The following is a 20,115-nucleotide window of genomic DNA, read 5'->3' as shown; positions in this document are numbered from 1 at the left end:
GTCAGACGGTGCCGTACAGGCGGTCGCCCGCGTCGCCGAGGCCGGGCACGATGTAGCCCTTCTCGTTCAGGCGTTCGTCGAGGGCACCCAGCACCAGGGTCACATCCCGGTCGCCGGCCATCGCCTCGATCGCGGCGACGCCCTCGGGGGTGCCGAGCAGGCAGATGGCCGTGACGTCTTTCGCGCCGCGGTCGAACAGGAACTGGATGGCCGCGGCCAGCGATCCCCCGGTCGCGAGCATCGGGTCGATCGCGAAGCACTGCCGGTCGCTGAGGTCGTCCGGCAGCCGCTCGGCGTACGTGGTGGGCTCGAACGTCTCCTCGTCGCGGACCATGCCGAGGAAGCCGACCTCGGCGGTCGGGAGCAGCTTCACGAGGCCTTCGAGCATGCCGAGGCCGGCGCGCAGGATGGGGACGACGATGGGGCGCGGCTCGGAGATCTTGACGCCCGTGGTGGTGGTGACCGGGGTCGTGATCTCCACCGGCGACACCTTCACGCTGCGCGTAGCCTCGTACGCCAGGAGGGTCACGAGCTCCTCCGTCAGCTGCCGGAACACGGGCGACGGGGTGCGCGCGTCGCGCAGCACCGAGAGCTTGTGGGTGATGAGGGGGTGGTCGGCGACGTGAACACGCATGGATACAGGCTAATGCGCCGCGACCGCGCGCACGACATCGGTCCTCCGGGGCGCCGCTGGCGCTGCCGTAGGCTCGACGCATGACCGCCGCCGACCGCACTGCGATGCAGCGCGCGCTCGTGCTGGCCGCGGAGGCCGCCGCAGACGCCGAGATCCCGGTGGGCGCCGTGGTGCTCGACGCCCAGGGGCGGATGCTCGCGGAGGGCCGCAACACGCGGGAGACCACGCACGACCCGACCGGTCACGCCGAGGTCGTGGCCCTGCGGGCGGCCGCGGCGGCACTCGGCTCGTGGAACCTCGACGGCTGCACGCTCGTGGTGACGCTGGAGCCGTGTCTCATGTGCGCCGGCGCGATCCTGCAGGCGCGCGTCGGGCGCGTGGTGTTCGGCGCGTGGGACGACAAGGCGGGTGCGGCCGGGTCGATGTACGACGTGCTGCGGGACCGACGTCTTCCCTACCGTGCGGAGGTCATCGGCGGGGTCGACGAAGAGGCGTCCACCGCGCTGCTGCGTGACTTCTTCGCGCAGCGGCGGTGACTGCCGGGTCGGATCACTGCGCGACCGCCGCGCCTCAGTCCGAGGACTTGAGCACGAACACGTCCGTCGAGGGCTCCGGGTCGATCGCGGGGCGGTACACATCGGGCTCGATGTAGACGACGCGCGCCACCGGAACGGCCTCGCGGATGCGGCTCTCGATCGCGTCGATGTCGTCGGCGACCTCGCGCAGGGGCTTGTCGGCGTTGAGGGCGATCTTCGCGGCGACCATGAGCTCGTCCGGCCCGAGGTACAGGGTCTTCAGGTGGATGATCTTCTCGATCTCCGGGCCGTCCGTGATCGCGTCCACGATGCGGTCCTCGTCGGCCTGCGTGGCTCCCTCGCCCACCAGGAGGCTCTTCGTCTCGACGCCGAGCACGATCGCGATCAGCACCAGCAGCACGCCGATCATGACGGTGCCGAGCGCATCGAAGAGGGGGTTGCCGGTGAGGAGGGTGAGGCCCACGCCGAGCAGCGCGAACGTCAGACCGGTCAGGGCGCCGACGTCCTCGAGCAGCACGACCGGAAGCTCGGGGGCCTTGGCGCGCCGCACGAACGACCGCCACGACTGGCCCCGGTCGCGCACGAGGTTGCTCTCCTTCACGGCGGTGCGCAGCGAGAACGACTCCAGGCCGATCGCGATCAGCAGCACGACGAGAGGCAGCCACCACCAGGTCTTGTCGAGCTCGTGGGGGTTCGTGAGCTTCTCGACGCCCTCGTAGATGGCGAAGAGGCCGCCGACCGAGAACAGGATGATCGAGACGACGAAGGCGTACACGTAGCGTTCGCGTCCGTAGCCGAACGGGTGCGCGCGGTCGGCTCGGCGCTGGGCCTTGCGTCCGCCGAGCATGAGGAGGAGCTGGTTGCCCGAGTCGGCGACCGAGTGGATGGCCTCCGCGAGCATGGAGGCGGAGCCGGAGAGGGCCCACGCGAGGAACTTCGCGAGAGCGATGCCCAGGTTCGCCAGGAACGCCGCGACGATGGCCTTGCTTCCTCCGGATGCACTCATGCGTCGAGTCTAGAACCGCCGGTCGGGGGACGCCGGAGCGCCCGCCGTAGGATGACCACATGGCTGACTCACTTCCCTCCCTCGCGTTCCTCGGTGCCGGTTCGATGGGCGGGGCGATCCTCCGCGGCGTGCTCGCATCGGGCGTCCCGGTCGACGGCGGGATCACCGCGACGAACCGCACGACGGAGAAGGCGGCGTCGTTCGATGGGCTCGACGGGGTGACCAGCATCGCGCTGTCCGAGCGGCCGGAGGGCAACGCCGAGGCGGTGTCGGGCGCCCGGATCGTGCTGGTGGGCGTCAAGCCCGCGATGGTGCCGGAGCTGCTGCGCGAGATCGCTCCGCACCTGACCGCCGACACGATCGTCGTCAGCCTCGCCGCCGGGGTCACCCTGCAGACGTTCGCCGACCACCTGGGCACCGGAGCCCGCGTGATCCGGTCGATGCCGAACACGCCGTCGACCGTCCGCAAGGGCGTGACCGGCCTCGCCGCCGGGGCCGCGGCGACCGCGGACGACGTGGCGCTCGTGCGACGCCTGTTCGAGACGGTCGGCGCGGTGATCGAGGTGCCGGAGTCGCAGATCGACGCGCTGTCCACGATCTCCGGCTCGGGCCCCGCGTACGTGTTCCTCCTGATCGAGGAGGTCACCACGGCGGCCATCGGGATGGGGTTCACCGAGGCGGATGCGCGGCTCATGGTCGAGCAGACCTTCATCGGTGCGACCGCCCTGCTCGACGCGTCGGGCGAAGACCCGGCCGAGCTGCGGCGCCGTGTGACCAGTCCCAAGGGCACCACCGAGCGCGCCGTCGCCGTGCTGCAGGACGCCCACCTCGACCGGACCTTCGCCGAGGCCGCCGCGGCCGCGCTCGCCCGCGCGAAGGAGCTCGCCGCGGGGGCGTGACATGCGGCTGCGGGTCGAGGGGGAGATCTGGTTCTGGCGCGGGCCGGCGCCGTTCCACTTCGTCACGGTGCCGCCGGTCGAGAGCGCGATGATCCACGATGTCGCCGCCGTCGTCACCTATGGCTGGGGCATGATCCCCGCGACGGTGACGATCGGCGGCACGACCGTGACCACCGCGCTGTGGCCGAAGGACGGCGGCTACATCGTGCCGATCAGGAAGGTGCTGCAGGATCGGGAGGGGCTCGGCGTGGGCGACGTGGTCGAGGTCGTCCTCGACATCGACGCCTGACCCGCGCGGGGCTCAGCCCTCGCTCGACACCTCCGCGAGCACCTCCGGCCACCGCCGTTCGAGCGTCTTGCCGCCCAGCACGGTCCCGCCCCACACGGCGGCGGTCCCGATCACGACCGCACACGCCAGACTCACCCAGCCCAGCGACGGCATCCAGATCGCGGCGATCCCGAAGCCCAGAGCCGGGCCGCCCAGGATCAGCGTGATCGGCGACATGATCAGCATCGCGAGGAAGGACTGTGCGCCGCCCGCCGATCCGCGACCGAACGGGTTCGCCTCGGGAGCGGGAGCGCGACCGGGGAGGAACGCGCCCACCCACGCGCCCGCGCCGGCCGACACCGCCATCAGGCCGAGCGCCGCGCCGAGGCTCGCGGGCAGCAGGTCCGGTCGTCCGGCGACCAGGCACGTCGCCACGCACAGGGCGATCGTGACCGGGAGGCCGATCAGCCCGAAGCCGAGCAGCCGTCCCGCCCGGTCTGCGGTGCCGCTGACACCGGTCAGGATGTGCAGGGCGACCGCGTCGTTGTCGTAGGCGATGGCCAGCTGCACGATGCTCCCCGCGAGGAGAGCGTTGATGGCCGGGATCAGCACGATGGCGGGAGCGAGTCCCACGGACTCCTCCCGCAGGCCGTTCATCACGGCGAGACCGAGGAAGATCGCGGGCAGGATCAGCAGCATCACCACATTGACGACCTGGCGCGGGTCGCGGCGGAAGTAGTGGAGCGTGCGGCCCGCGATCGCACCGACCGGTCCCGCCGGCAGCATCCGGTCGAGCAGGCCGCCCGAGCGGACCCGGCCGCCCCCGCTGGACACGAGAGGTGCCGTGAGGCGGGCGTCGAGGTGGACGCGGGCCGCGACCCAGAGGAGCACGACCGTGCCGACGGCGATGAGCAGCCGGAGCAGTGCGACCCCCACCGCCCCCTGCGCGAGCGCCGCGGGAACCCCGAACACGGCGGCGACCGGGGTCCAGGCGGCGACCTCGGCCACGGTGGTGAACGCCCCGCCGACGTCGTGCACGGTCGTCAGCGCCTGGAGCCCGATGTTCAGCAGCAGTCCGGACGACGCCAGCAGCACGACACCCACCGTGAGCACGAGGTCGCGGGTGCGGCGCCGGGCGAGCCACTTCCCGAGCAGCCCGCTCACGACGCGGGCGCCCAGCACGCAGGTCGCCAGGGCCACCGGGATGAGGACGAACGCGGCGAGCAGGGCGAGCACGTCGACCGACCAGCCGAGGAGCATCAGCAGCAGGGCGAGTGCGGTGCCGATGCCGCCGATCGTGGTGACGCCCGCGACCACGAGCCCCGGGAGCATCCGCTTCGCCGTGACCGGCAGCAGGGCGAACCGGTCGGGCGCCAGGGCGTCGTCGCCGCTCACGAGGATCGACCCGATCCACCAGCCGAGCACGATCACGGCTCCCGTCAGCACGAGCGCGGTCACGGCGGCGTCTGGCGCACCGATCCGCAGCAGCACGACCCCCACCGTCAGGGTCGCGAGGATGCCGACGGCCAGGAGGCCGACCACGACGAGCGTGACGATCATCCACGGGTTGCGCGCGAGCTGGTGACCGAGCTGACGCAGCCGCAGGCCTACGAGGAGCGCAACCATGCGAGCGTCTCCGTTCCCAGGTCGTGGGCACCGACGAGCGACAGGAAGCGCTGCTGCAGCGTCATCCCGGCTCGGACCTCGTCGAGTTCTCCGTGCGCCAGCAGTCGCCCCTCGGCGACGATCGCGACGCGGTCGCACATCGACTCGACCAGCTCCATGACGTGACTGGACAGCACCACCGTGCCGCCGCTGTCGACGAAGGCGCGCAGGATCTGCCGGATGGTCTGACCCGACACCGGGTCGACGGCCTCCAGCGGTTCGTCGAGCAGCAGCAGCCGCGGCGCGTGGATCAGCGCGCACGCCAGGCCGATCTTCTTGCGCATGCCGGCGGAGTAGTCCACGACGAGGGTGTCGCGGTCGTCGCCGAGGCCCAGCGCGTCGAGCAGCTCGCCGGTGCGGGTGTGCACCTCGGCCTCGGGCATGCCGCGGAGCAGGCCGGTGTAGCGCAGCAGCTCGGCACCCGTCAGGCGGTCGAGCATGCGGATCCCGTCGGGGAGCACACCCATGAGCGCCTTGGCCCGGGCCGGGTCCTGCCAGACGTCGTGTCCGAGCACCCACGCCGAGCCCGCGTCCGGACGCAGCAGCCCCGTCGTCATCGCCAGCGTGGTGGTCTTGCCCGCACCGTTCGGGCCGAGCAGGCCGAGCATCGATCCGGCGGGGACGTCGAGCGAGAGGCCGTCGACGGCGACCTTCTGGCCGAACTGCTTGCGGAGCCCGCGGAGGGCGAGCACGGGAGGGGCCGGGGCGTGGTCGGTCATGGCCCCCATCCCATCACGCGGGAGTCGAGGGACGCATCCACCGCGAGGGGGAGTCGGGATGGGGCGCGGTCAGCGGTCCAGGGCGGCGAAGCGCTCGATATCGCTGTTGGTGCCCGACACGATGATGAGGTCGTGGTTGGTGACGATGGTATTCGCCTCGGCGTAGCGGAACGGCTTGCCGGGGCTCTTCACGCCGACGACGGTGACCTTGTACTTCGAGCGCACGCCGGACTCGTTCAGGCCGACGCCGCGGATGAACTTCGGCGGGTACATCTTGGCGAGCACGAAGTCGTCGTCGAAGCGGATGAAGTCGAGCATGCGACCGCTCACCAGGTGGGCGACGCGCTCGCCGGCCTCGCGCTCGGGGTAGATCACGTGATTGGCGCCGACGCGGGCGAGGATCTTGCCGTGCGACTGGGAGACGGCCTTGGCCCAGATCTGCGGGACCTTGAGGTCGACGAGGTTCGCGGTGATGAGCACGGATGCCTCGATCGAGGAGCCGACCGCGACGACCGCGACCTGGAAGTCCTGGGCGCCGATCTGGCGCAGGGCGTCGATGTTCCTGGCATCGGCCTGCACGGTGTGGGTGACCCGCTCCGACCACTTCTGCACGAGCTCGAGATTGTCGTCGATCGCGAGGACCTCGCGGTCGAGACGGTCGAGCTCACCGGCGCACGCCGCACCGAACCGGCCGAGGCCGATGACGAGGACGGGGGCGTCTCCGCGCAGGACTTCAACCAACGATCGGCCTTTCCACCGGCAGTGAGTAGTACTGCGTTCGCGACGTCGCGGCGACTGCCGCGGCGAGAGTCACTGTACCAACGCGCCCCATGAAGATGGTCGCGGCCATGACGTACGAGGCGGAATCCGGCAGCTCGCCGGTCAGGCCCGTCGAGAGGCCGACGGTGCCGAACGCGGAGATGACGTCGAACAGCACGTGGCTGATGTCGGCCTTCGTGATCTGCGCGATCACGATGGTCGACAGGGCCACGATGGTCGCTCCCCACGCGACGACGCTGAGGGCGACGCGCTGCACGTCGCTCGGGATGCGCCGCCCGAAGGCCTCGACCGACTGGCGTCCCTTCGCCTCCGACCACACCGCGATCGCGAGCACGGCGAGGGTGGTCACCTTGATGCCTCCCGCGGTCGACGCGGAGCCGCCGCCGACGAACATGAGCATGCTCGCCGCGAGCAGGGAGGAGCCGTTGAGATCGTCCATCTCGATCACGTTGAAGCCGCCGGAGCGCGTCATCGCGGAGAGGAAGAACGCCTGGAAGGTCGTGTCGGCGGCGTCCATCGACCCGAACGTCTTCGGGTTGTCGTACTCGAGGATGAGGAACGCGGCGGCACCGACCACGAACAGCAGCACGGTGGTGACGATCGTGAGCTTGGAGTGCAGCGACCACCGCTTCACGTGCCACACGTGCTTGGCGAGCGTGTAGATCACGGGGAAGCCGATGCTGCCGAGGAAGACGCCCACCATGAGCAGGAACAGCACGAGGTAGTCGTCGGCGAACACCGCGACGCCGCCGTCGTTGGGGGCGAAGCCGGTGTTGGTGAACGCCATGGCGGCGAAGTAGGGCGCCTCCCACAGTGCGGCGATCGGGTCGACCTTGGCCATCACCAGGGCCGGGTAGAGGAGCGCGGCGAGGGAGGCCTCGATGATGAGGGCCGAGACGGCGACCGTGGTGAGGAGCTGCCCGACCTCGCCCAGCCGCACCGTCTGGCTCTCGTTCACGACGCCGCCGTGCGCGCGCAGCGGGTTCGTGTCGCCCGCGGCCATGAGCTTGGCGCGCAACCCGAGGCGCTTGGAGATGAGCATGCCCATCAGCGAGGCGAGGGTCAGCACGCCCAGCGCGCCGATGTTCACGCCGATGAACACCAGGACGTGCCCGAACGGCGACCAGTGGTTGGCCATGTCCACGGTCGCCAGACCCGTGACGCAGATCGTGGAGACGGCGGTGAAGAGGGCGTCGCTCAGCGGCGTGACGGTGCGGTCGGCCGATGCGATCGGCAGCGAGAAGAGGACGGTGAAGACGAGGATCAGCAGCGCGAACACGGAGATCGCGAACCGCGACGGCGACGACGTGATGAGGTGCTTGAAGCGCCCGCCCGACCCCGGGAACCGCTGTCGGGGCGACGACGCCGAAACGATGCCCGACATCGCTGCCCCCTCGTTCGAATCCATCCGTGCACGACGCCGCCCGCCGAGCCCTCGTCATGGTACTCCGTGCCGGGGGCGACTACCCTGATGCCATGACGGACATCTTCGACGTGATCGCAGACGGTACGAGGCGCGACATCCTCCAGCTCCTGCTCCGGCGAACGTCCGAAGGCGAGTCCGGCACCAGCGTGAGCCAGATCGTGGCCGACCTGGGGATCAGCCAGCCCACCGTCTCCAAGCACCTCAAGGTGCTGCGCGATGCCGAGCTCGTGACCGTGCGCGAGGACGGGCAGCGTCGGTTCTACAGCCTCGCCGTCGAGCCGCTCGAGGTCGTCGACGACTGGCTGGTCCCGTTCCTCGTCGACGCTTACGGTGACGCGGCCCCGGACATCGCCTACCCGGGTGGTCTTCCCGATGGTGCGGCACACGCCGCCGAGGTGGTCGGACGCGCGGCCGCATCGGCCAAGCACGTGGTGACCACGGCGCTCAAGCGGCTCGGCGCCTGACGCGCGCGCAGCCGCGCCGGAACGGACATCGCCCCTGACGACCGGGGGCATGTCGTCAGGGGCGATCCACGGACCCCAGCTCCGCAACGGACTCGGCGGTGCCGGCACAAGTCCTGCATCGACAGTGCCAGAGCTGTCTGGGCGACCGGCGAGCGGCGGCTATGCGCGGGCTGGACGGGACGGGCTCAGCGGCGGCCCGCCTTGCGGCGGAACAGCCACGCGCCCCACACGACGGCGACGCCGAGGATCACCACGCACCACAGCACCGCCCACCACGGCTGCGTTCCGGCGTCGGTGCCGAGGAGCAGGCTGCGGATGGTCTCGACGATCGGGGTGATGGGCTGGTGCGCGGCGACCGGCTGCAGCCACTCCGGCATGCTCGCCACCGGCACGAACGCGCTGGACAGGTAGGGCAGGAACAGCAGCACGAAGCCGTAGCCGTTGGCACCCTCGGGGCTGCCGGCGGCGAGGCCGATCGCCGCGAACAGGTACGTGATCGCGAGGATGTAGAGCGTGATCAGCCCGCCCAGCGCGATCCAGTCGCCCGGCGACGCGGTCGGGCGGAACCCGACCAGCACCCCGACGCCGATGACGATGGCCGTCGCGACCAGGTTGCGCAGGACGCTCGCCACCACGTGCCCGGTGAGCACGGCTCCGGCGCGCAGCGGCATGGTGCGGAACCGGTCGATGATGCCGGAGCGCATGTCGTTCGCGACATACACCGCCGTGGAGGACGCCCCGAACCCCGCGCACGTGAGGATGATGCCCGGCACGACGTAGTCGACGTAGGCGCCGGAGGGGTCGATCGCCCCGCCGAACACCCACGTGAACATGAGCATGAGCATGACGGGCAGCATGATCGCCATGAGCAGTGATTCGCTGTCGCGCAGCGAGTGCCGCAGGCTGCGTCCGACGAAGACGGCTTCGGCCGTCAGCCCGCGCAGGCGCGGTCGAGGCGTCGGCGTGGGGGAGGCGTGCGGGGGCATCGGGGTGGTGACCGCGGTGTTCATGCGAGCTCCTCGAGGGTGGGTGAGCCGGCGTCGACCGGCTCTCCGGATACGGGCCGGCCCGCGGGGGACGACGTGACCGCCAGGAACACGTCGTCGAGGGTGGGCCGTCGGAGCGTGACGACGCCGTCGTCCCCCTCCGTGTCGAGCCGATCGAGGGCGCGCCGCAGCCCGGCGACCGTGCCGTCGGTCGGGATCTCGCGCCGCAGCTCTCCCCGGCTGTCGTGGAGCTCGACCGTGTCGCCGCCGATACGCGCCTTGAGCTCGGCGGCGGTGCCCAGCGCCGCGATCCGGCCGTCGTGCAGGACGGCGATCCGGTCGGCGAGCTGATCCGCCTCCTCCAGGTACTGGGTGGTGAGGAACACCGTCGTGCCGGCACCCGCGACCGTGCGGATGATGTCCCACAGGTCGCGGCGGCTACGGGTGTCGAGCCCGGTGGTGGGCTCGTCGAGGAACAGCACTTCCGGGGTCACGACGAAGCTGAGCGCCAGGTCGAGGCGACGGCGCATGCCGCCGGAGTAGGTGCGCACGGCGCGGGACGCCGCGTCGGTCAGTGCGAACCGGGCGATGAGGTCCTCGGCGCGGCGCCGCGCGGCCGCCCGCCCCAGTCCCGAGAGGCGCGCGAACATGACGACGTTCTCGGTACCGGTGAGGGCGTCGTCCACGGCGGCCGCCTGCCCGGTGAGGCTGATGCGCCGGCGCACCTCGTCGGGATGCGAGCGCACATCCCACCCCGCCACGGTCGCCGATCCCGCATCCGCGGCGGTGAGGGTGGTGAGGATGTTGATGGTCGTCGTCTTGCCCGCGCCGTTCGGTCCGAGCAGAGCGAAGACCTCGCCGCGGGCGACCTCGAAGGCGAGGTCGTCGACCACGGGCTTCGGCCCGAAGGCCTTGCGCAGGTCGCGCACCTGGATGGCTGTCTCCATCAGGATCCCTTTCTGTGTATCGCAAAAACTGTGTATGGGCAACGCAATTGTGTATGACGGTAACACACTGTTTATGAAATAAACAGAAGTAGGATGGGCGGATGACCGACATCGAGCCTCCCGAGCTCCCCCGGGGCATCGCCCTCGCCTGGGGCGTCGCGGCGAATCCCCAGCGCGGGCCGAAGCGGGAGATGAGTGTCGAGAAGATCGTGGAGGCCGCGGTGGAACTCGCCGACGGCGAGGGCATCGGCGCCGTCTCCATGGCAGCGGTGGCCGCCCGGCTCGGCTTCACCCCCATGTCGCTGTACCGCTACGTCTCCGCGAAGGACGACCTCCTGCTGCTCATGCAGGAGGAGGCGACCGGACTTCCTCCGGAGAGCCACCTCGAGGTCGAGGGCTGGCGCGCGCGGCTGCTCGCGCTGTACGAGGCCCAGATCCTCGTCTACCTGCGCCACCCGTGGATCCTGTCGTTGCCGATCTCGGGTTCGCCGATCACCCCCAACAGCTCCGCCTGGCTGGACGCCAGTCTCGCCGCGCTCGATGACACACCGCTCACCGCCGACGAGCGGATGGCCGTCGCCCTCGCGATCACCGGCCACGCTCGCTGGTGCGGCATCGTGCAGGCGGGGTACTCGGAGCAGTCCCGCTCCTCCGGTCTCTCCGCCGAAGAGGTGGCGATGCGGGAGGCGTCGCTGTTCGATCGGGTGATCTCGGCCGAGGAGTTCCCCGCGCTCCGCCGGGCGATCGAGGACGGCGTGTTCCTGTCGCCGGCCGATCCGTTCCGCTTCGCCGTGGAGCGCACGCTCGACGGTGTCGCGGCCTACCTCGACGGTCTCGATCGTGGGGAGCAGCACCGGGTCTCCGAGGAGTGGGTCGCCCTCGATGCGGCGGAGCTCGCCGGGGACAAGCGCCTCAAGGAGGCGCAGAAGGCCAGCCGTGATGCCGAGAAGGCGCTGCGCGCGGCGCGCAAGCTCGAGCGTCAGGCTCTTCGCGAGGCGCGCGAACGGGTGGCGAAGGCCAGGAAGTCCGGCTGAGCGACCCCGGCGCCGCGCCGGATGGGCAGGATGGGGGGATGACGACCGCTCCGCACCGCGCTCACTTCGATTTCTCGATCACGTTCGCCAACGGCGGCGGCATGCACGGGGAGGGGTTCCGCCTCGACCTTCCCCGGGAAGACCTCTCGGCCGAGGAGATCGGCACCCTGCTCGTCCGCCACCTGGGACTGGCGCTGGTCGACGAGGTGCACCTCCGCGACCTGCGCATCGTCGAGGAGCCGCATCGCGGAAGCCGCGGAGTCGAGGCACCGAGCGGCGGTGGGGCCGAGGACCGCATCGTGGATCTCAGCCACCCCATCGAGGCCGGGATGATCACCTATCCCGGGCTGCCGGCGCCGACCATCGCCCCGTTCCTCACGCGCGCCGCATCCCGGGAGCGCTACGCGCCGGGGACCGAGTTCGCGATGGACGTGATCACGATGATCGGCAACACCGGCACCTACCTCGACGCCCCCTGGCACCGCTACGGCGACGGCGACGATCTCGCCGCACTCGACCTGCGCACCCTGGTCGGCCTCCCCGCCGAGGTCTTCCACCTGCGCGATGCCTGGTCGCCCGAGCGCCGCGGCATCCGTGCGGCGACCCTGGCGGACCGCGACCTGCGGGGCTCGGCGGTCCTCCTCGACACGGGGTGGAGCCGGCTCTTCGGCACGCCCGACTATGCGGAGGGGGCGCCGTACCTCACGGAGGACGGCGCCCGCTTCCTGGTCGAGGCGGGGGTGCGCCTGGTCGGGATCGACTCGCTCAACATCGACGACACCGAGAGCGGCGGAGAGCGTCCGGCGCACAGCATCCTCCTCGCCGCCGGCGTGCACGTGGTCGAGCACCTCACGGATCTCGACGCGGTGCCCTCGCGGGGTGCCCGCTTCACCGCGGCCCCGCCCGCGATCCGCGGGTTCGGCACCTTCCCGGTGCGGGCGTTCGCCACGGTGCCCGCGTCCCACTGATCACACGAGTCACATGGGTTTACACGCGTCCCAGGAAACCCATAGAGTGTGCACATCGAGAAAGGGGTACGTGGGATGCCCGAGGTTCCAGATGTCCGATTCCTGACGGTGGCCGAGGTCGCCGAGCTCATGCGCGTGTCCAAGATGACCGTGTACCGGCTCGTGCACTCCGGAGAGCTGCCCGCCATCCGCTTCGGCCGCAGCTACCGCGTCCCGGAGTCGGCCGTGGCCGAGGCGCTGCAGCGACCGATCGCCGACGCGGGTTGATCCGCAGGGCGGCGCGAGGCGGCCCGTGGGTTTGCTAGGATGATCCGAGGCATTTTTTCGTGCCCGTACCCGGGTGTCCGATTCGGCGACACCCAGCCCCTGACTTAGTGAGGTTTCCGTGGGTTCTGTCATCAAGAAGCGCCGCAAGCGCATGGCGAAGAAGAAGCACCGCAAGCTGCTTCGCAAGACTCGCCACCAGCGCCGCAACAAGAAGTAAGCGGCCAGACACCGAGCGCCTGTCTTCGGACGGGCGCTTTGTGTCTCTGCCGTGCCGCACCGCCGAGAGGATGTCATGAAGTCGATCACCGTCGCCGAGCTCGCCGAGCGCTCCGGTACCCCGCTCATCGATGTCCGGGAGGTGCACGAGTTCGCGGCCGGCCACGTGCCGGGCGCGGTGAACATCCCGATGTCCGAGATCGGCAACCGTCTCGACGAACTGCCCGCCGAGTCCTTCGACGTGATCTGCCAGGCCGGCGGCCGTTCGGCTCGCGTGGTCGAGGCGCTCGAGGCGCGCGGCTATGACGCGACGAACGTCGAGGGCGGCACGGGCGAGTGGATCGCGCAGGGTCGCGAGGTCGAGGTGCCGTCGGCGTGACCACGCTCACCCTGATCGGCAAGCCCGACTGCCATCTGTGCGACGTGGCCTCCGAGGTCGTCGACGCCGTGGTCGCCGAGCTGCCCGACGCCGCCGCCGAGCGGATCGAGATCGTCGAGGCGTCGATCGCGGAAGACCCCGCGCTGTACGAGCAGTGGTGGGAGAAGATCCCGGTGGTGCTGATCGACGGCCGCCTGCACGCCCACTGGCGCGTCTCGCCCGACCGCCTGCGCGAGGCGCTGGAGGAAGCCGTGAGCGCCGACGCCCTGACCGATCAGGAGACACCCCGATGACTATTCGCCATGTCGTGGCCTGGAAGCTCGCCGCCGACGATGCGCAGACCCGCGCGGACCAGGCGGCCGAGGTCGCCCGCCGGCTGAACGCGCTCGACGGCATCGTTCCCCAGCTGCGCAGCATCTGGGCGGGCGCGAACGACGTCTACCCCGACGCCAACTGGGACGTGACGCTCGTCGCGGAGTTCGACTCCGTCGAGGCTCTGGAGCAGTACCAGGTGCACCCTGCGCACGAGGAGGTCGCCGGATACATCCGTTCCGTCGTCTCCGGTCGTGTGGCCGTCGACGTCGAGGTGTGAGACCGGGTGCCGCGCGGGGAGGCACCGAAACACAAACGTAATGCGGTCGTCTGCCCGTGTCATTGGTCACGCGACGAGCCGCATGTTTAGATGATCTCCTACCCGTCCGCGGGCGCACCTGCCCCCGAACCCCAGGAGTCGACATGCCCCGTCGTACCCTCTTCGCCGGTCTCGCACTCGTGGCCACCGCCACTCTCGCGCTCGCCGGATGCGCCACCGGATCGACCGACGCGGGCAGCAGCGACGCTCCCGCGGCCGGCGACGACTACGGTCTGATCGAGGCTGGCACGCTCACGGTCTGCTCCGACATCCCGTACCCGCCGTTCGAGGTCGAGGACGCGGACTCCGAGACCGGGTACTCCGGATTCGACATCGACCTGCTGGGGGCGATCGCGAAGCAGCTCGACCTGAAGCTCTCGGTGCAGGATGTGGGCTTCGACGCGCTGCAGTCCGGCACCACCCTCGCCGCGGGTCAGTGCGACATCGGCGCCTCGGCCATGACGATCACCGAGGAGCGCAAGGCCAACATCGACTTCTCCGACCCGTACTACGACTCGCTGCAGTCGCTTCTGGTGCGCACGGACTCGGGCATCGAGTCGATCGACGACCTCGACGGGAAGAACGTGGGCGTGCAGCAGGGCACCACGGGTGAGTCCTACGCGGGCGAGAACGCGAAGGGCGCTCAGCTCGTGCAGTATCCGTCGGACGGCGAGCTGTGGCCGGCCATGCAGGCCGGGCAGATCGACGCGATCCTGCAGGACCAGCCTGTGAACCTCGAGCACGAGAAGGCCGACTCCGCCTACAAGATCGTGGAGACCTACGAGACCGATGAGTCCTACGGCTTCGCGTTCGCGAAGGGCGAGAAGGATGCTCTTCTGGAGGCGGTCAACGGCGCGCTGAAGGACCTCCGCGACAGCGGCGAGTACCAGAAGATCTACGACGAGTACTTCACGGCCAGCTGAAGACGGAACTGAGTCGGTCGGGAGGACCTTGACAATGGCGTTGAGGCGCACCACGAAGAAGAAGCTGTACCGCTACACCGTCTATGCGGTGCTGATCGCCCTCGTCGTCTGGGCGGCGATCAGCACCGACTGGGCGCGGATCGCCACGATGTACTTCAACCCGGAGATCGCGGCGAAGATGCTCCCGGGGATCATCACCACCGCGCTCGTCAACACCCTGTGGTTCACCGCCGTGGCGTTCCTGGGCGGCTTGCTGCTCGGCATCGTCCTCGCGCTGATGAAGCTGTCGGAGATCGGGCCGTTCCGCTGGATCGCGACCTGCTGGATCGAGCTGTTCCGCGGGCTCCCCGCGATCCTCACGATCTTCGCGATCGCCTACATCGTGCCGATCGGCATGGGCGTGTCGGGCACGAAGCTCGGTGGGCCCGTGGTGCTCGGGCTGATCGGTCTGATCCTCGTGGCATCGGCGTACATGGCCGAGACCATTCGCGCCGGCCTGCAGGCGGTGCCGAAGGGGCAGACCGAGGCGGCCCGCTCGCTCGGCATGTCGCCCATGAAGACGACGTTCTGGATCGTGGTGCCGCAGGGCTTCCGCATCATCATCCCGCCGCTGACGAACGAGTTCGTGCTGCTGCTGAAGGACACCTCGCTGCTGTTCGTGGCCGGGTCGTTCATCTGGTCGAAGGAGCTCACGACGTTCGCCCGCGACGCCAGTACGCAGAACGCCAACGGGACGCCGCTGATCATGGCCGCGATCCTGTACCTGATCGTGACGATCCCCCTCACGCGGTTCAGCGCGTGGCTGGAGCGACGGATGGCGAGGAGCCGATGACCACCGATCTGATCGACGTCCACGCGCCCGCGATCGACATCCAGGGGCTCGTGAAGACGTTCGGAGACAACGAGGTGCTCAAGGGCATCGACCTCACGGTCACGGCCGGCGAGGTCGTCTGCGTGATCGGCCCGTCCGGCTCGGGCAAGTCCACGCTGCTGCGCTCGGTGAACCTGCTGGAGGAGCCCACCGGCGGCAAGGTGCTGATCGAGGGGATCGACATCACCGACCCCGACGTCGACATCGACCGCGTGCGCACCCGCATCGGCATGGTGTTCCAGAGCTTCAACCTGTTCCCGCACCTGAGCGTGCTCGGCAACCTGACGATCGCGCAGCAGCGGGTGAAGAAGCGGTCGAAGGCGGAGTCCGAGAAGGTCGCGCACGCGATGCTGGAGCGAGTGGGCCTGGCCGAGAAGGCGGGCGCCTACCCTGGTCACCTGTCGGGCGGGCAGCAGCAGCGCGTCGCGATCGCCCGAGCGCTGTGCATGAACCCCGACATGATGCTCTTCGACGAGCCCACCTCCGCGCTCGACCCCGAGCTGGTCGGCGAGGTGCTGTCGGTCATGCGGTCGCTCGCCGACGAGGGCATGACGATGCTGGTCGTGACCCACGAGATGGGGTTCGCGCGTGAGGTCGGCTCGCGGCTGATCTTCATGGACGGCGGTCACATCGTCGAGGAGGGCGACCCGCACGAGGTGCTCGCCGATCCGCAGCACCAGCGCACCAGGGACTTCCTGTCCCGCGTGCTCTGAAGCACCGACGAACGAACCCCCTGCCGCCGGGATGGCGACAGGGGGTTTCGTTCTTCTCACCGCGGTCCCTCGGCTGCGACGACCTCCGCGGGGAGGCCGGAGACGCGCTACCGATATACAACGCGGCGGGGAGGCGTGGATCCGGAGGTTCGCCGGGTATCGTGTGCAGGTCGATCGCTGGGGCGGTCGACGGAATCTGGGGACAAGTCGGCGGCGATCCGGGACGGATCGGCGACGACTCGTGGTGACACAAGGGGGACCGATGGCTGTCTTCGGCCGTCGTCGACGTGAGATCGACGTTGCGAACACACGCGCGGAATCGGCCGACGCCGCCGCGCCCGATGACGACGCGCTCCGCGCGCTCGAGGACCTGTTCTCGACACTCCCGCCACCGCCTCCGCGCCCCGCGCTGCGCGCGCACGCACTCGTCGACCGCGACGCGGGCCCGGCGCTCCTTCCGACCCTCACGCCCGGCGGCGATGACCCGATCGCACCGACCCCGGGCACACCCCTCATCGAGCGGGACACCTCGCTCGACCGCACCCGTACAGAACCTCAGGGAGAACGAATGGCACAACTGGAACAGTCCGTGCAGGAGCTTCTGACGATCGACGGCGCCGTGGGCGTCGCGATCGCGGACTCCGCGTCCGGCATGGCTCTCGCGCAGGGCGGTCACCCCGCCTTCGACCTCGGTGTCGCTGCGGCCGGGAACTCCAATGTCGTCCGCGCGAAGCTGCAGACGATGAAGGAGCTCGGCATCGCCAGTCGGATCGACGACATCCTCATCACGCTCGACGACCAGTACCACCTGATCAATGTGCTCAGCAGCAGCGGCACCGAAGGACTCTTCGTCTACCTGGTGCTCGACAAGGCGAAGGCGAACCTGGCGCTCGCCCGCCACAAGCTCGCCACCGTCGCCGGGCAGATCACCATCTGACCTGGAAACCGAACGGAGACCCTGCGGCCAGACGGCCGCGGGGTCTCCGACGTTCGAGGTGGGCCTCCGCCGCTCAGCCGCGCGGATGGACCACCACGGGCTCCGGGTCGACCGCGATGCGGACGCGGTCGCCGAACGCGGGGTGCACACCCGGAGCGTGCTGCACGCGGACGAGCTCGCCCGACTCCGTGCGCACCAGCGTGCGGCGCATGCTGCCGAGGAACGTGCTCTCCTCCACCAGAGCATCGGTCGCCGCGTCCGCCTCCGACGCGAAGTGCACGTTCTCCGGTCGCAGGTACACGTCGACCGGGCCGTCGGCCGGCGTCTGCAACGGCAGGCGCTGCCCCCACACCACGACGTGGTCGCCCTCCGCGACACCGGACACCACGCTCGACAGCCCGACGAACGCGGCGACCCCCGCCGTGGACGGAGCGGTGTACAGCTCCTCCGGGGTGCCGATCTGCTCGATGCGCCCCGCGTTCATCACGGCGATGCGGTCGGACACCGCCAGCGCCTCCTCCTGGTCGTGCGTGACGAAGACCGTGGTGATGCCCAGTCGGAGCTGGAGGCGGCGGATCTCGTCGCGCAGCTGCACGCGCACCTTCGCGTCGAGCGCCGACAGGGGCTCGTCCAGCAGCAGCACCCGGGGTTCGGTGACCAGTGCCCGCGCGAGGGCGACCCGCTGCTGCTGCCCACCCGACAACTGGTGCGGGAAGCGGTCGGCGAGGTCGGCGAGACCCACGAGAGCCAGGGCGTCGAGCGACCGTCGTGCCGCCTCGGCCCGGCCGACTCCGCGGCGTCGCAGACCGAAGGCCGTGTTGTCGACCACGCGCAGGTGCGGGAACAGCGAGTACGACTGGAACACCATGCCGATGTCGCGCTTGTTGGTCGCCACCCGAGAGACGTCTCCGCCGCCGAGCAGGACCGCACCGCCATCCGCGACCTCGAGCCCGGCGAGCACGCGCAGCAGCGTGGTCTTGCCGCATCCGGACGGGCCCAGCAGCGACACGAACTCGCCCGGCGCGATGTCGAGATCGACGCCGTGCAGCACGGTGGTGCCGCCGTAGCGCTTCACGATGCCCTCGAGCTGCACGCGGGTGCCCTCGCCGGCCCGCGCGAGCAGCAGGTTGTCCTTCGTGCGGGGGAGGGCGTGGTCGAGGGTCATGAGCGGGCCTTTCGGGAGCCGCGTGCGACGCGGCCGATCAGGAGGAGCAGGAGGAAGACGAGCAGCAGCGCCAGCAGGGTGAAGATCGCCGGCGCGTAGGGGTCCTGCTTCTGCACGACGAGCATCGCCGTCTGGAACACCGGACGGTTCAGGAGGGAGGCGATCGTGAACTCTCCCAGGACCACGGCGATCGACAGCAGCGACGCGGCCAGCAGCCCCTGGCGGAGGTTCGGCGCGAGCACGCGGAGCACCACGGCCGGCCAGCTCGCGCCGAGGGAACGGGCCGCCTCCGACAGCGTGCGCAGGTCGGCCGCGTCGATCGCCGCCTGGATCGACCGGAAGGCGAACGGCAGCACGGTGATGCCGTAGGCGAACGCGAGCGTCCAGGTGCCGGTGCCGAGGGTGCGACCGATCTGCAGATAGAGGGGTGCGAGGCCGACCACCAGCACGATCGCCGGGATCGAGATGGGCAGGAGCGCGAGGAACTCGAACGCGGGCTTCAGCCGCGGGAAGCGCAGGTTCACCAGGATCATCGTCGGGGCCAGTACCAGCAGGACGATCGCGACGGTCACGACGGCGAGGATCAGCGAGTTGCCGAGTCCCGTCCAGATCGGCCGGAGCGCGGCCGCCGCAGCGGGGTCGAACAGCGCGGCCCAGTGCTCGAACGACGGTCCGTCGGCACCACGGAGCGTGAACAGGAACGTCGACACGAGCGGTACAGCGAAGAACGCGCCGACGAGCACACCGATCACCCAGCGCGTGGTGCGGGACGGGGCGAGACGGTTCACGAGCGCCACCGCGCAGCCCGGCGCTGGATCAGCGAGTACAGGCCCATCACCACGCCGACCACCACGATCATGCCGAGGGCGAGCGCCCCGGCGAGGTTCTCCCTCCCCAGCAGCGTCTCGCTCGTGAGGGCGGTACGGATCTGCAGCGGCACGATCTGCGAGCCCTGGCTGGCCAGCGCCGCGGCGGTCGCGTACGACGAGAAGGCGTTCGCGAACAGCAGCAGCAGGCTGGCGAGGAACGAGGGCGCGAGCACGGGCAGGCCGATGCGCAGCCAGAAGCTCGCCCGCGTGCCGCCCAGCGTGAGGTTCGCCTCGGCCCACTGCGGCTGCAGGGCGGCGAGGGCGGGCATGAACGTGATGACCATGAGCGGCACCTGGAAGTAGATGTAGGGCAGGACGAGCCCGGGCAGCTCGTAGAGCCAGGTGCCGTTCGCGAAGATGTCGACGCCGAGCGTGTCGCGCAGGAAGACCGTGACCACCCCCTGGATGCCGATCGTGGCGATGAACGCGAACGCCAGCATCACCCCGCCGAACTGGGCGAGCACCCCGGCTGCCGCATCGACCGCCCGGCGCACGGCGCCCTCGGGCGGAGCGCCGAGCAGCGCGTAGCAGACCAGGGCCCCCACGACCGCTCCGACCGCGGCCGTGAGCAGCGAAAGCCCGGCCGAGTTCGCGAACGTCCTCAGGACCACGGGGTCGCCCAGTGCCTCCACGTTCGCCATCGTGACCGCGCCGTCGTCGTCGAAGAACCCCGAGCCGACGGCGAGCACCGTCGGCACGGCGAGGAACAGCACCACGTAGGTCGCGAAGGGGACCAGCCCCAGCCACGCGAACGACGGCGCGGACCGCCGGGCCCCCGCGTCACGCGCGGGCCCGGCGGTGGTGGCGGGGGC

The 20,115-nt window shown here is 70.3% G+C and carries 26 protein-coding genes; 15 read left to right on the top strand and 11 right to left on the bottom strand.

All coding sequences use genetic code 11. The features are described 5' to 3' along the window. Nucleotide 1: 1 nt before the first annotated feature. A complete protein-coding gene (upp, locus tag DW309_RS11475; protein ID WP_136045440.1) occupies nt 2-634 on the bottom strand; it encodes a uracil phosphoribosyltransferase in 633 nt (210 codons plus the stop codon). Between the two features lie 80 nt (nt 635-714). On the opposite strand from upp, the gene tadA reads away from it, so the two are divergent. Continuing rightward, entirely contained in the window at nt 715-1,170 is a 456-nt protein-coding gene (gene tadA, locus DW309_RS11470) for a tRNA adenosine(34) deaminase TadA (protein ID WP_136031998.1), read from the top strand. Nucleotides 1,171-1,204: 34 nt separating this feature from the next. Here the strand turns inward: tadA and DW309_RS11465 are convergent, their stop codons facing one another. After that, nucleotides 1,205-2,176, bottom strand: a complete 972-nt coding sequence (locus DW309_RS11465) for a cation diffusion facilitator family transporter (protein WP_136031996.1) — start codon at nt 2,174-2,176, stop codon at nt 1,205-1,207. Between the two features lie 59 nt (nt 2,177-2,235). On the opposite strand from DW309_RS11465, the gene proC reads away from it, so the two are divergent. After that, complete coding sequence (gene proC, locus DW309_RS11460; RefSeq protein WP_136031994.1) at nt 2,236-3,075, top strand: pyrroline-5-carboxylate reductase; 840 nt, start codon at nt 2,236-2,238, stop codon at nt 3,073-3,075. Nucleotide 3,076: 1 nt separating this feature from the next. Continuing rightward, the gene (locus DW309_RS11455; protein ID WP_136045439.1) at nt 3,077-3,364 is read left to right on the top strand and encodes a DUF1905 domain-containing protein; all 288 of its coding nucleotides are present in this window, start codon (nt 3,077-3,079) and stop codon (nt 3,362-3,364) included. Nucleotides 3,365-3,376: 12 nt separating this feature from the next. On the opposite strand, the gene DW309_RS11450 is transcribed toward DW309_RS11455, so the two are convergent. From DW309_RS11450 to DW309_RS11435, 4 genes are all read right to left on the bottom strand, one after another. Next, entirely contained in the window at nt 3,377-4,969 is a 1,593-nt protein-coding gene (locus DW309_RS11450; protein ID WP_136045438.1) for a hypothetical protein, read from the bottom strand. Beyond that, nucleotides 4,951-5,727, bottom strand: coding sequence for an ABC transporter ATP-binding protein (locus DW309_RS11445; protein WP_136031987.1), 777 nt, complete (start codon nt 5,725-5,727; stop codon nt 4,951-4,953). The genes DW309_RS11450 and DW309_RS11445 overlap by 19 nt, the downstream gene beginning before the upstream one ends. Before the next feature lie 69 nt (nt 5,728-5,796). Then, on the bottom strand, nt 5,797-6,468 hold the full coding sequence (locus tag DW309_RS11440) for a potassium channel family protein (RefSeq protein ID WP_136031985.1): 672 nt from the start codon (nt 6,466-6,468) through the stop codon (nt 5,797-5,799). Then, nucleotides 6,461-7,891: a TrkH family potassium uptake protein gene (locus tag DW309_RS11435; RefSeq protein WP_136031982.1), complete on the bottom strand. Its 1,431-nt coding sequence runs from the start codon at nt 7,889-7,891 to the stop codon at nt 6,461-6,463. The genes DW309_RS11440 and DW309_RS11435 overlap by 8 nt, the downstream gene beginning before the upstream one ends. Before the next feature lie 92 nt (nt 7,892-7,983). Here DW309_RS11435 and DW309_RS11430 point away from each other — a divergent pair, with 92 nt between their 5' ends. Next, a complete protein-coding gene (locus tag DW309_RS11430) occupies nt 7,984-8,397 on the top strand; it encodes an ArsR/SmtB family transcription factor (protein WP_136031980.1) in 414 nt (137 codons plus the stop codon). A gap of 185 nt (nt 8,398-8,582) precedes the next feature. Here DW309_RS11430 and DW309_RS11425 read toward each other — a convergent pair whose 3' ends face one another. Both DW309_RS11425 and DW309_RS11420 read right to left on the bottom strand, forming a co-directional pair. Further along, the gene (locus DW309_RS11425; protein ID WP_240753193.1) at nt 8,583-9,407 is read right to left on the bottom strand and encodes an ABC transporter permease; all 825 of its coding nucleotides are present in this window, start codon (nt 9,405-9,407) and stop codon (nt 8,583-8,585) included. Continuing rightward, nucleotides 9,404-10,330, bottom strand: coding sequence for an efflux ABC transporter ATPase subunit, DrrA-related (locus tag DW309_RS11420; RefSeq protein ID WP_168387252.1), 927 nt, complete (start codon nt 10,328-10,330; stop codon nt 9,404-9,406). Before DW309_RS11420 ends, DW309_RS11425 begins: the two co-directional genes overlap by 4 nt. 101 nt (nt 10,331-10,431) lie before the next feature. Between DW309_RS11420 and DW309_RS11415 the strand changes: the two genes are divergently transcribed. The 11 genes from DW309_RS11415 (at nt 10,432) to DW309_RS20040 (ending at nt 17,269) form a co-directional block, all read left to right on the top strand. Next, entirely contained in the window at nt 10,432-11,364 is a 933-nt protein-coding gene (locus tag DW309_RS11415; RefSeq protein WP_136031978.1) for a TetR/AcrR family transcriptional regulator, read from the top strand. A 38-nt stretch (nt 11,365-11,402) separates the two neighbouring features. Beyond that, entirely contained in the window at nt 11,403-12,332 is a 930-nt protein-coding gene (locus tag DW309_RS11410) for a cyclase family protein (protein WP_136045437.1), read from the top strand. A gap of 75 nt (nt 12,333-12,407) precedes the next feature. Next, on the top strand, nt 12,408-12,599 hold the full coding sequence (locus tag DW309_RS11405; RefSeq protein WP_116242548.1) for a helix-turn-helix domain-containing protein: 192 nt from the start codon (nt 12,408-12,410) through the stop codon (nt 12,597-12,599). A 118-nt stretch (nt 12,600-12,717) separates the two neighbouring features. Next, nucleotides 12,718-12,816, top strand: a complete 99-nt coding sequence (locus tag DW309_RS11400; protein WP_003792170.1) for a 30S ribosomal protein bS22 — start codon at nt 12,718-12,720, stop codon at nt 12,814-12,816. Nucleotides 12,817-12,891: 75 nt separating this feature from the next. Next, on the top strand, nt 12,892-13,194 hold the full coding sequence (locus tag DW309_RS11395; RefSeq protein ID WP_136035875.1) for a rhodanese-like domain-containing protein: 303 nt from the start codon (nt 12,892-12,894) through the stop codon (nt 13,192-13,194). Continuing rightward, on the top strand, nt 13,191-13,487 hold the full coding sequence (locus DW309_RS11390) for a glutaredoxin family protein (RefSeq protein ID WP_136031972.1): 297 nt from the start codon (nt 13,191-13,193) through the stop codon (nt 13,485-13,487). The genes DW309_RS11395 and DW309_RS11390 overlap by 4 nt, the downstream gene beginning before the upstream one ends. Then, nucleotides 13,484-13,786, top strand: a complete 303-nt coding sequence (locus DW309_RS11385) for a Dabb family protein (protein WP_136031970.1) — start codon at nt 13,484-13,486, stop codon at nt 13,784-13,786. Before DW309_RS11390 ends, DW309_RS11385 begins: the two co-directional genes overlap by 4 nt. Before the next feature lie 143 nt (nt 13,787-13,929). Beyond that, complete coding sequence (locus tag DW309_RS11380) at nt 13,930-14,748, top strand: basic amino acid ABC transporter substrate-binding protein (RefSeq protein ID WP_136045436.1); 819 nt, start codon at nt 13,930-13,932, stop codon at nt 14,746-14,748. Between the two features lie 34 nt (nt 14,749-14,782). Next, nucleotides 14,783-15,580, top strand: coding sequence for an amino acid ABC transporter permease (locus tag DW309_RS11375; protein WP_136045435.1), 798 nt, complete (start codon nt 14,783-14,785; stop codon nt 15,578-15,580). Continuing rightward, on the top strand, nt 15,577-16,332 hold the full coding sequence (locus tag DW309_RS11370) for an amino acid ABC transporter ATP-binding protein (protein WP_136031965.1): 756 nt from the start codon (nt 15,577-15,579) through the stop codon (nt 16,330-16,332). The genes DW309_RS11375 and DW309_RS11370 overlap by 4 nt, the downstream gene beginning before the upstream one ends. A 262-nt stretch (nt 16,333-16,594) precedes the next feature. After that, entirely contained in the window at nt 16,595-17,269 is a 675-nt protein-coding gene (locus DW309_RS20040) for a hypothetical protein (protein WP_240753192.1), read from the top strand. Between the two features lie 73 nt (nt 17,270-17,342). On the opposite strand, the gene DW309_RS11360 is transcribed toward DW309_RS20040, so the two are convergent. The 3 genes from DW309_RS11360 to DW309_RS11350 form a co-directional block, all read right to left on the bottom strand. Further along, nucleotides 17,343-18,434 carry an ABC transporter ATP-binding protein gene (locus DW309_RS11360; protein WP_136045434.1) on the bottom strand — a complete coding sequence of 364 codons (1,092 nt, stop codon included), beginning with the start codon at nt 18,432-18,434 and terminating at the stop codon, nt 17,343-17,345. Further along, nucleotides 18,431-19,222, bottom strand: a complete 792-nt coding sequence (locus tag DW309_RS11355) for an ABC transporter permease (RefSeq protein ID WP_136029725.1) — start codon at nt 19,220-19,222, stop codon at nt 18,431-18,433. Before DW309_RS11355 ends, DW309_RS11360 begins: the two co-directional genes overlap by 4 nt. Then, on the bottom strand, nt 19,219-20,115 hold an 897-nt coding region (locus DW309_RS11350; protein WP_446724706.1), incomplete at its 5' end, for an ABC transporter permease. The genes DW309_RS11355 and DW309_RS11350, both read right to left, overlap by 4 nt.

Origin of the sequence: Microbacterium sp. K41 (genome assembly GCF_004794395.1) — a bacterium.
Classification (GTDB): domain Bacteria; phylum Actinomycetota; class Actinomycetes; order Actinomycetales; family Microbacteriaceae; genus Microbacterium; species Microbacterium sufflavum.
The sequence above is the reverse complement of the archived record's forward strand: the minus strand, read 5'-3'. Positions and strand labels throughout refer to the sequence as shown.

Excerpts from the sequence above, each read along its gene's own strand:
- DW309_RS11455 (WP_136045439.1), top strand. The coding sequence starts at position 3,077 with ATGCGGCTGCGGGTCGAGGGGGAGATCTGGTTCTGGCGCGGGCCGGCG.
- DW309_RS11420 (WP_168387252.1), bottom strand. The coding sequence starts at position 10,330 with ATGGAGACAGCCATCCAGGTGCGCGACCTGCGCAAGGCCTTCGGGCCG.
- DW309_RS11430 (WP_136031980.1), top strand. The coding sequence starts at position 7,984 with ATGACGGACATCTTCGACGTGATCGCAGACGGTACGAGGCGCGACATC.
- DW309_RS11415 (WP_136031978.1), top strand. The coding sequence starts at position 10,432 with ATGACCGACATCGAGCCTCCCGAGCTCCCCCGGGGCATCGCCCTCGCC.
- DW309_RS11385 (WP_136031970.1), top strand. The coding sequence starts at position 13,484 with ATGACTATTCGCCATGTCGTGGCCTGGAAGCTCGCCGCCGACGATGCG.
- DW309_RS20040 (WP_240753192.1), top strand. The coding sequence starts at position 16,595 with ATGGCTGTCTTCGGCCGTCGTCGACGTGAGATCGACGTTGCGAACACA.
- DW309_RS11360 (WP_136045434.1), bottom strand. The coding sequence starts at position 18,434 with ATGACCCTCGACCACGCCCTCCCCCGCACGAAGGACAACCTGCTGCTC.
- proC (WP_136031994.1), top strand. The coding sequence starts at position 2,236 with ATGGCTGACTCACTTCCCTCCCTCGCGTTCCTCGGTGCCGGTTCGATG.
- upp (WP_136045440.1), bottom strand. The coding sequence starts at position 634 with ATGCGTGTTCACGTCGCCGACCACCCCCTCATCACCCACAAGCTCTCG.
- DW309_RS11380 (WP_136045436.1), top strand. The coding sequence starts at position 13,930 with ATGCCCCGTCGTACCCTCTTCGCCGGTCTCGCACTCGTGGCCACCGCC.
- DW309_RS11435 (WP_136031982.1), bottom strand. The coding sequence starts at position 7,891 with ATGTCGGGCATCGTTTCGGCGTCGTCGCCCCGACAGCGGTTCCCGGGG.
- DW309_RS11375 (WP_136045435.1), top strand. The coding sequence starts at position 14,783 with ATGGCGTTGAGGCGCACCACGAAGAAGAAGCTGTACCGCTACACCGTC.
- DW309_RS11450 (WP_136045438.1), bottom strand. The coding sequence starts at position 4,969 with ATGGTTGCGCTCCTCGTAGGCCTGCGGCTGCGTCAGCTCGGTCACCAG.
- DW309_RS11445 (WP_136031987.1), bottom strand. The coding sequence starts at position 5,727 with ATGACCGACCACGCCCCGGCCCCTCCCGTGCTCGCCCTCCGCGGGCTC.
- DW309_RS11425 (WP_240753193.1), bottom strand. The coding sequence starts at position 9,407 with ATGAACACCGCGGTCACCACCCCGATGCCCCCGCACGCCTCCCCCACG.
- DW309_RS11410 (WP_136045437.1), top strand. The coding sequence starts at position 11,403 with ATGACGACCGCTCCGCACCGCGCTCACTTCGATTTCTCGATCACGTTC.
- DW309_RS11395 (WP_136035875.1), top strand. The coding sequence starts at position 12,892 with ATGAAGTCGATCACCGTCGCCGAGCTCGCCGAGCGCTCCGGTACCCCG.
- tadA (WP_136031998.1), top strand. The coding sequence starts at position 715 with ATGACCGCCGCCGACCGCACTGCGATGCAGCGCGCGCTCGTGCTGGCC.
- DW309_RS11370 (WP_136031965.1), top strand. The coding sequence starts at position 15,577 with ATGACCACCGATCTGATCGACGTCCACGCGCCCGCGATCGACATCCAG.
- DW309_RS11405 (WP_116242548.1), top strand. The coding sequence starts at position 12,408 with ATGCCCGAGGTTCCAGATGTCCGATTCCTGACGGTGGCCGAGGTCGCC.
- DW309_RS11465 (WP_136031996.1), bottom strand. The coding sequence starts at position 2,176 with ATGAGTGCATCCGGAGGAAGCAAGGCCATCGTCGCGGCGTTCCTGGCG.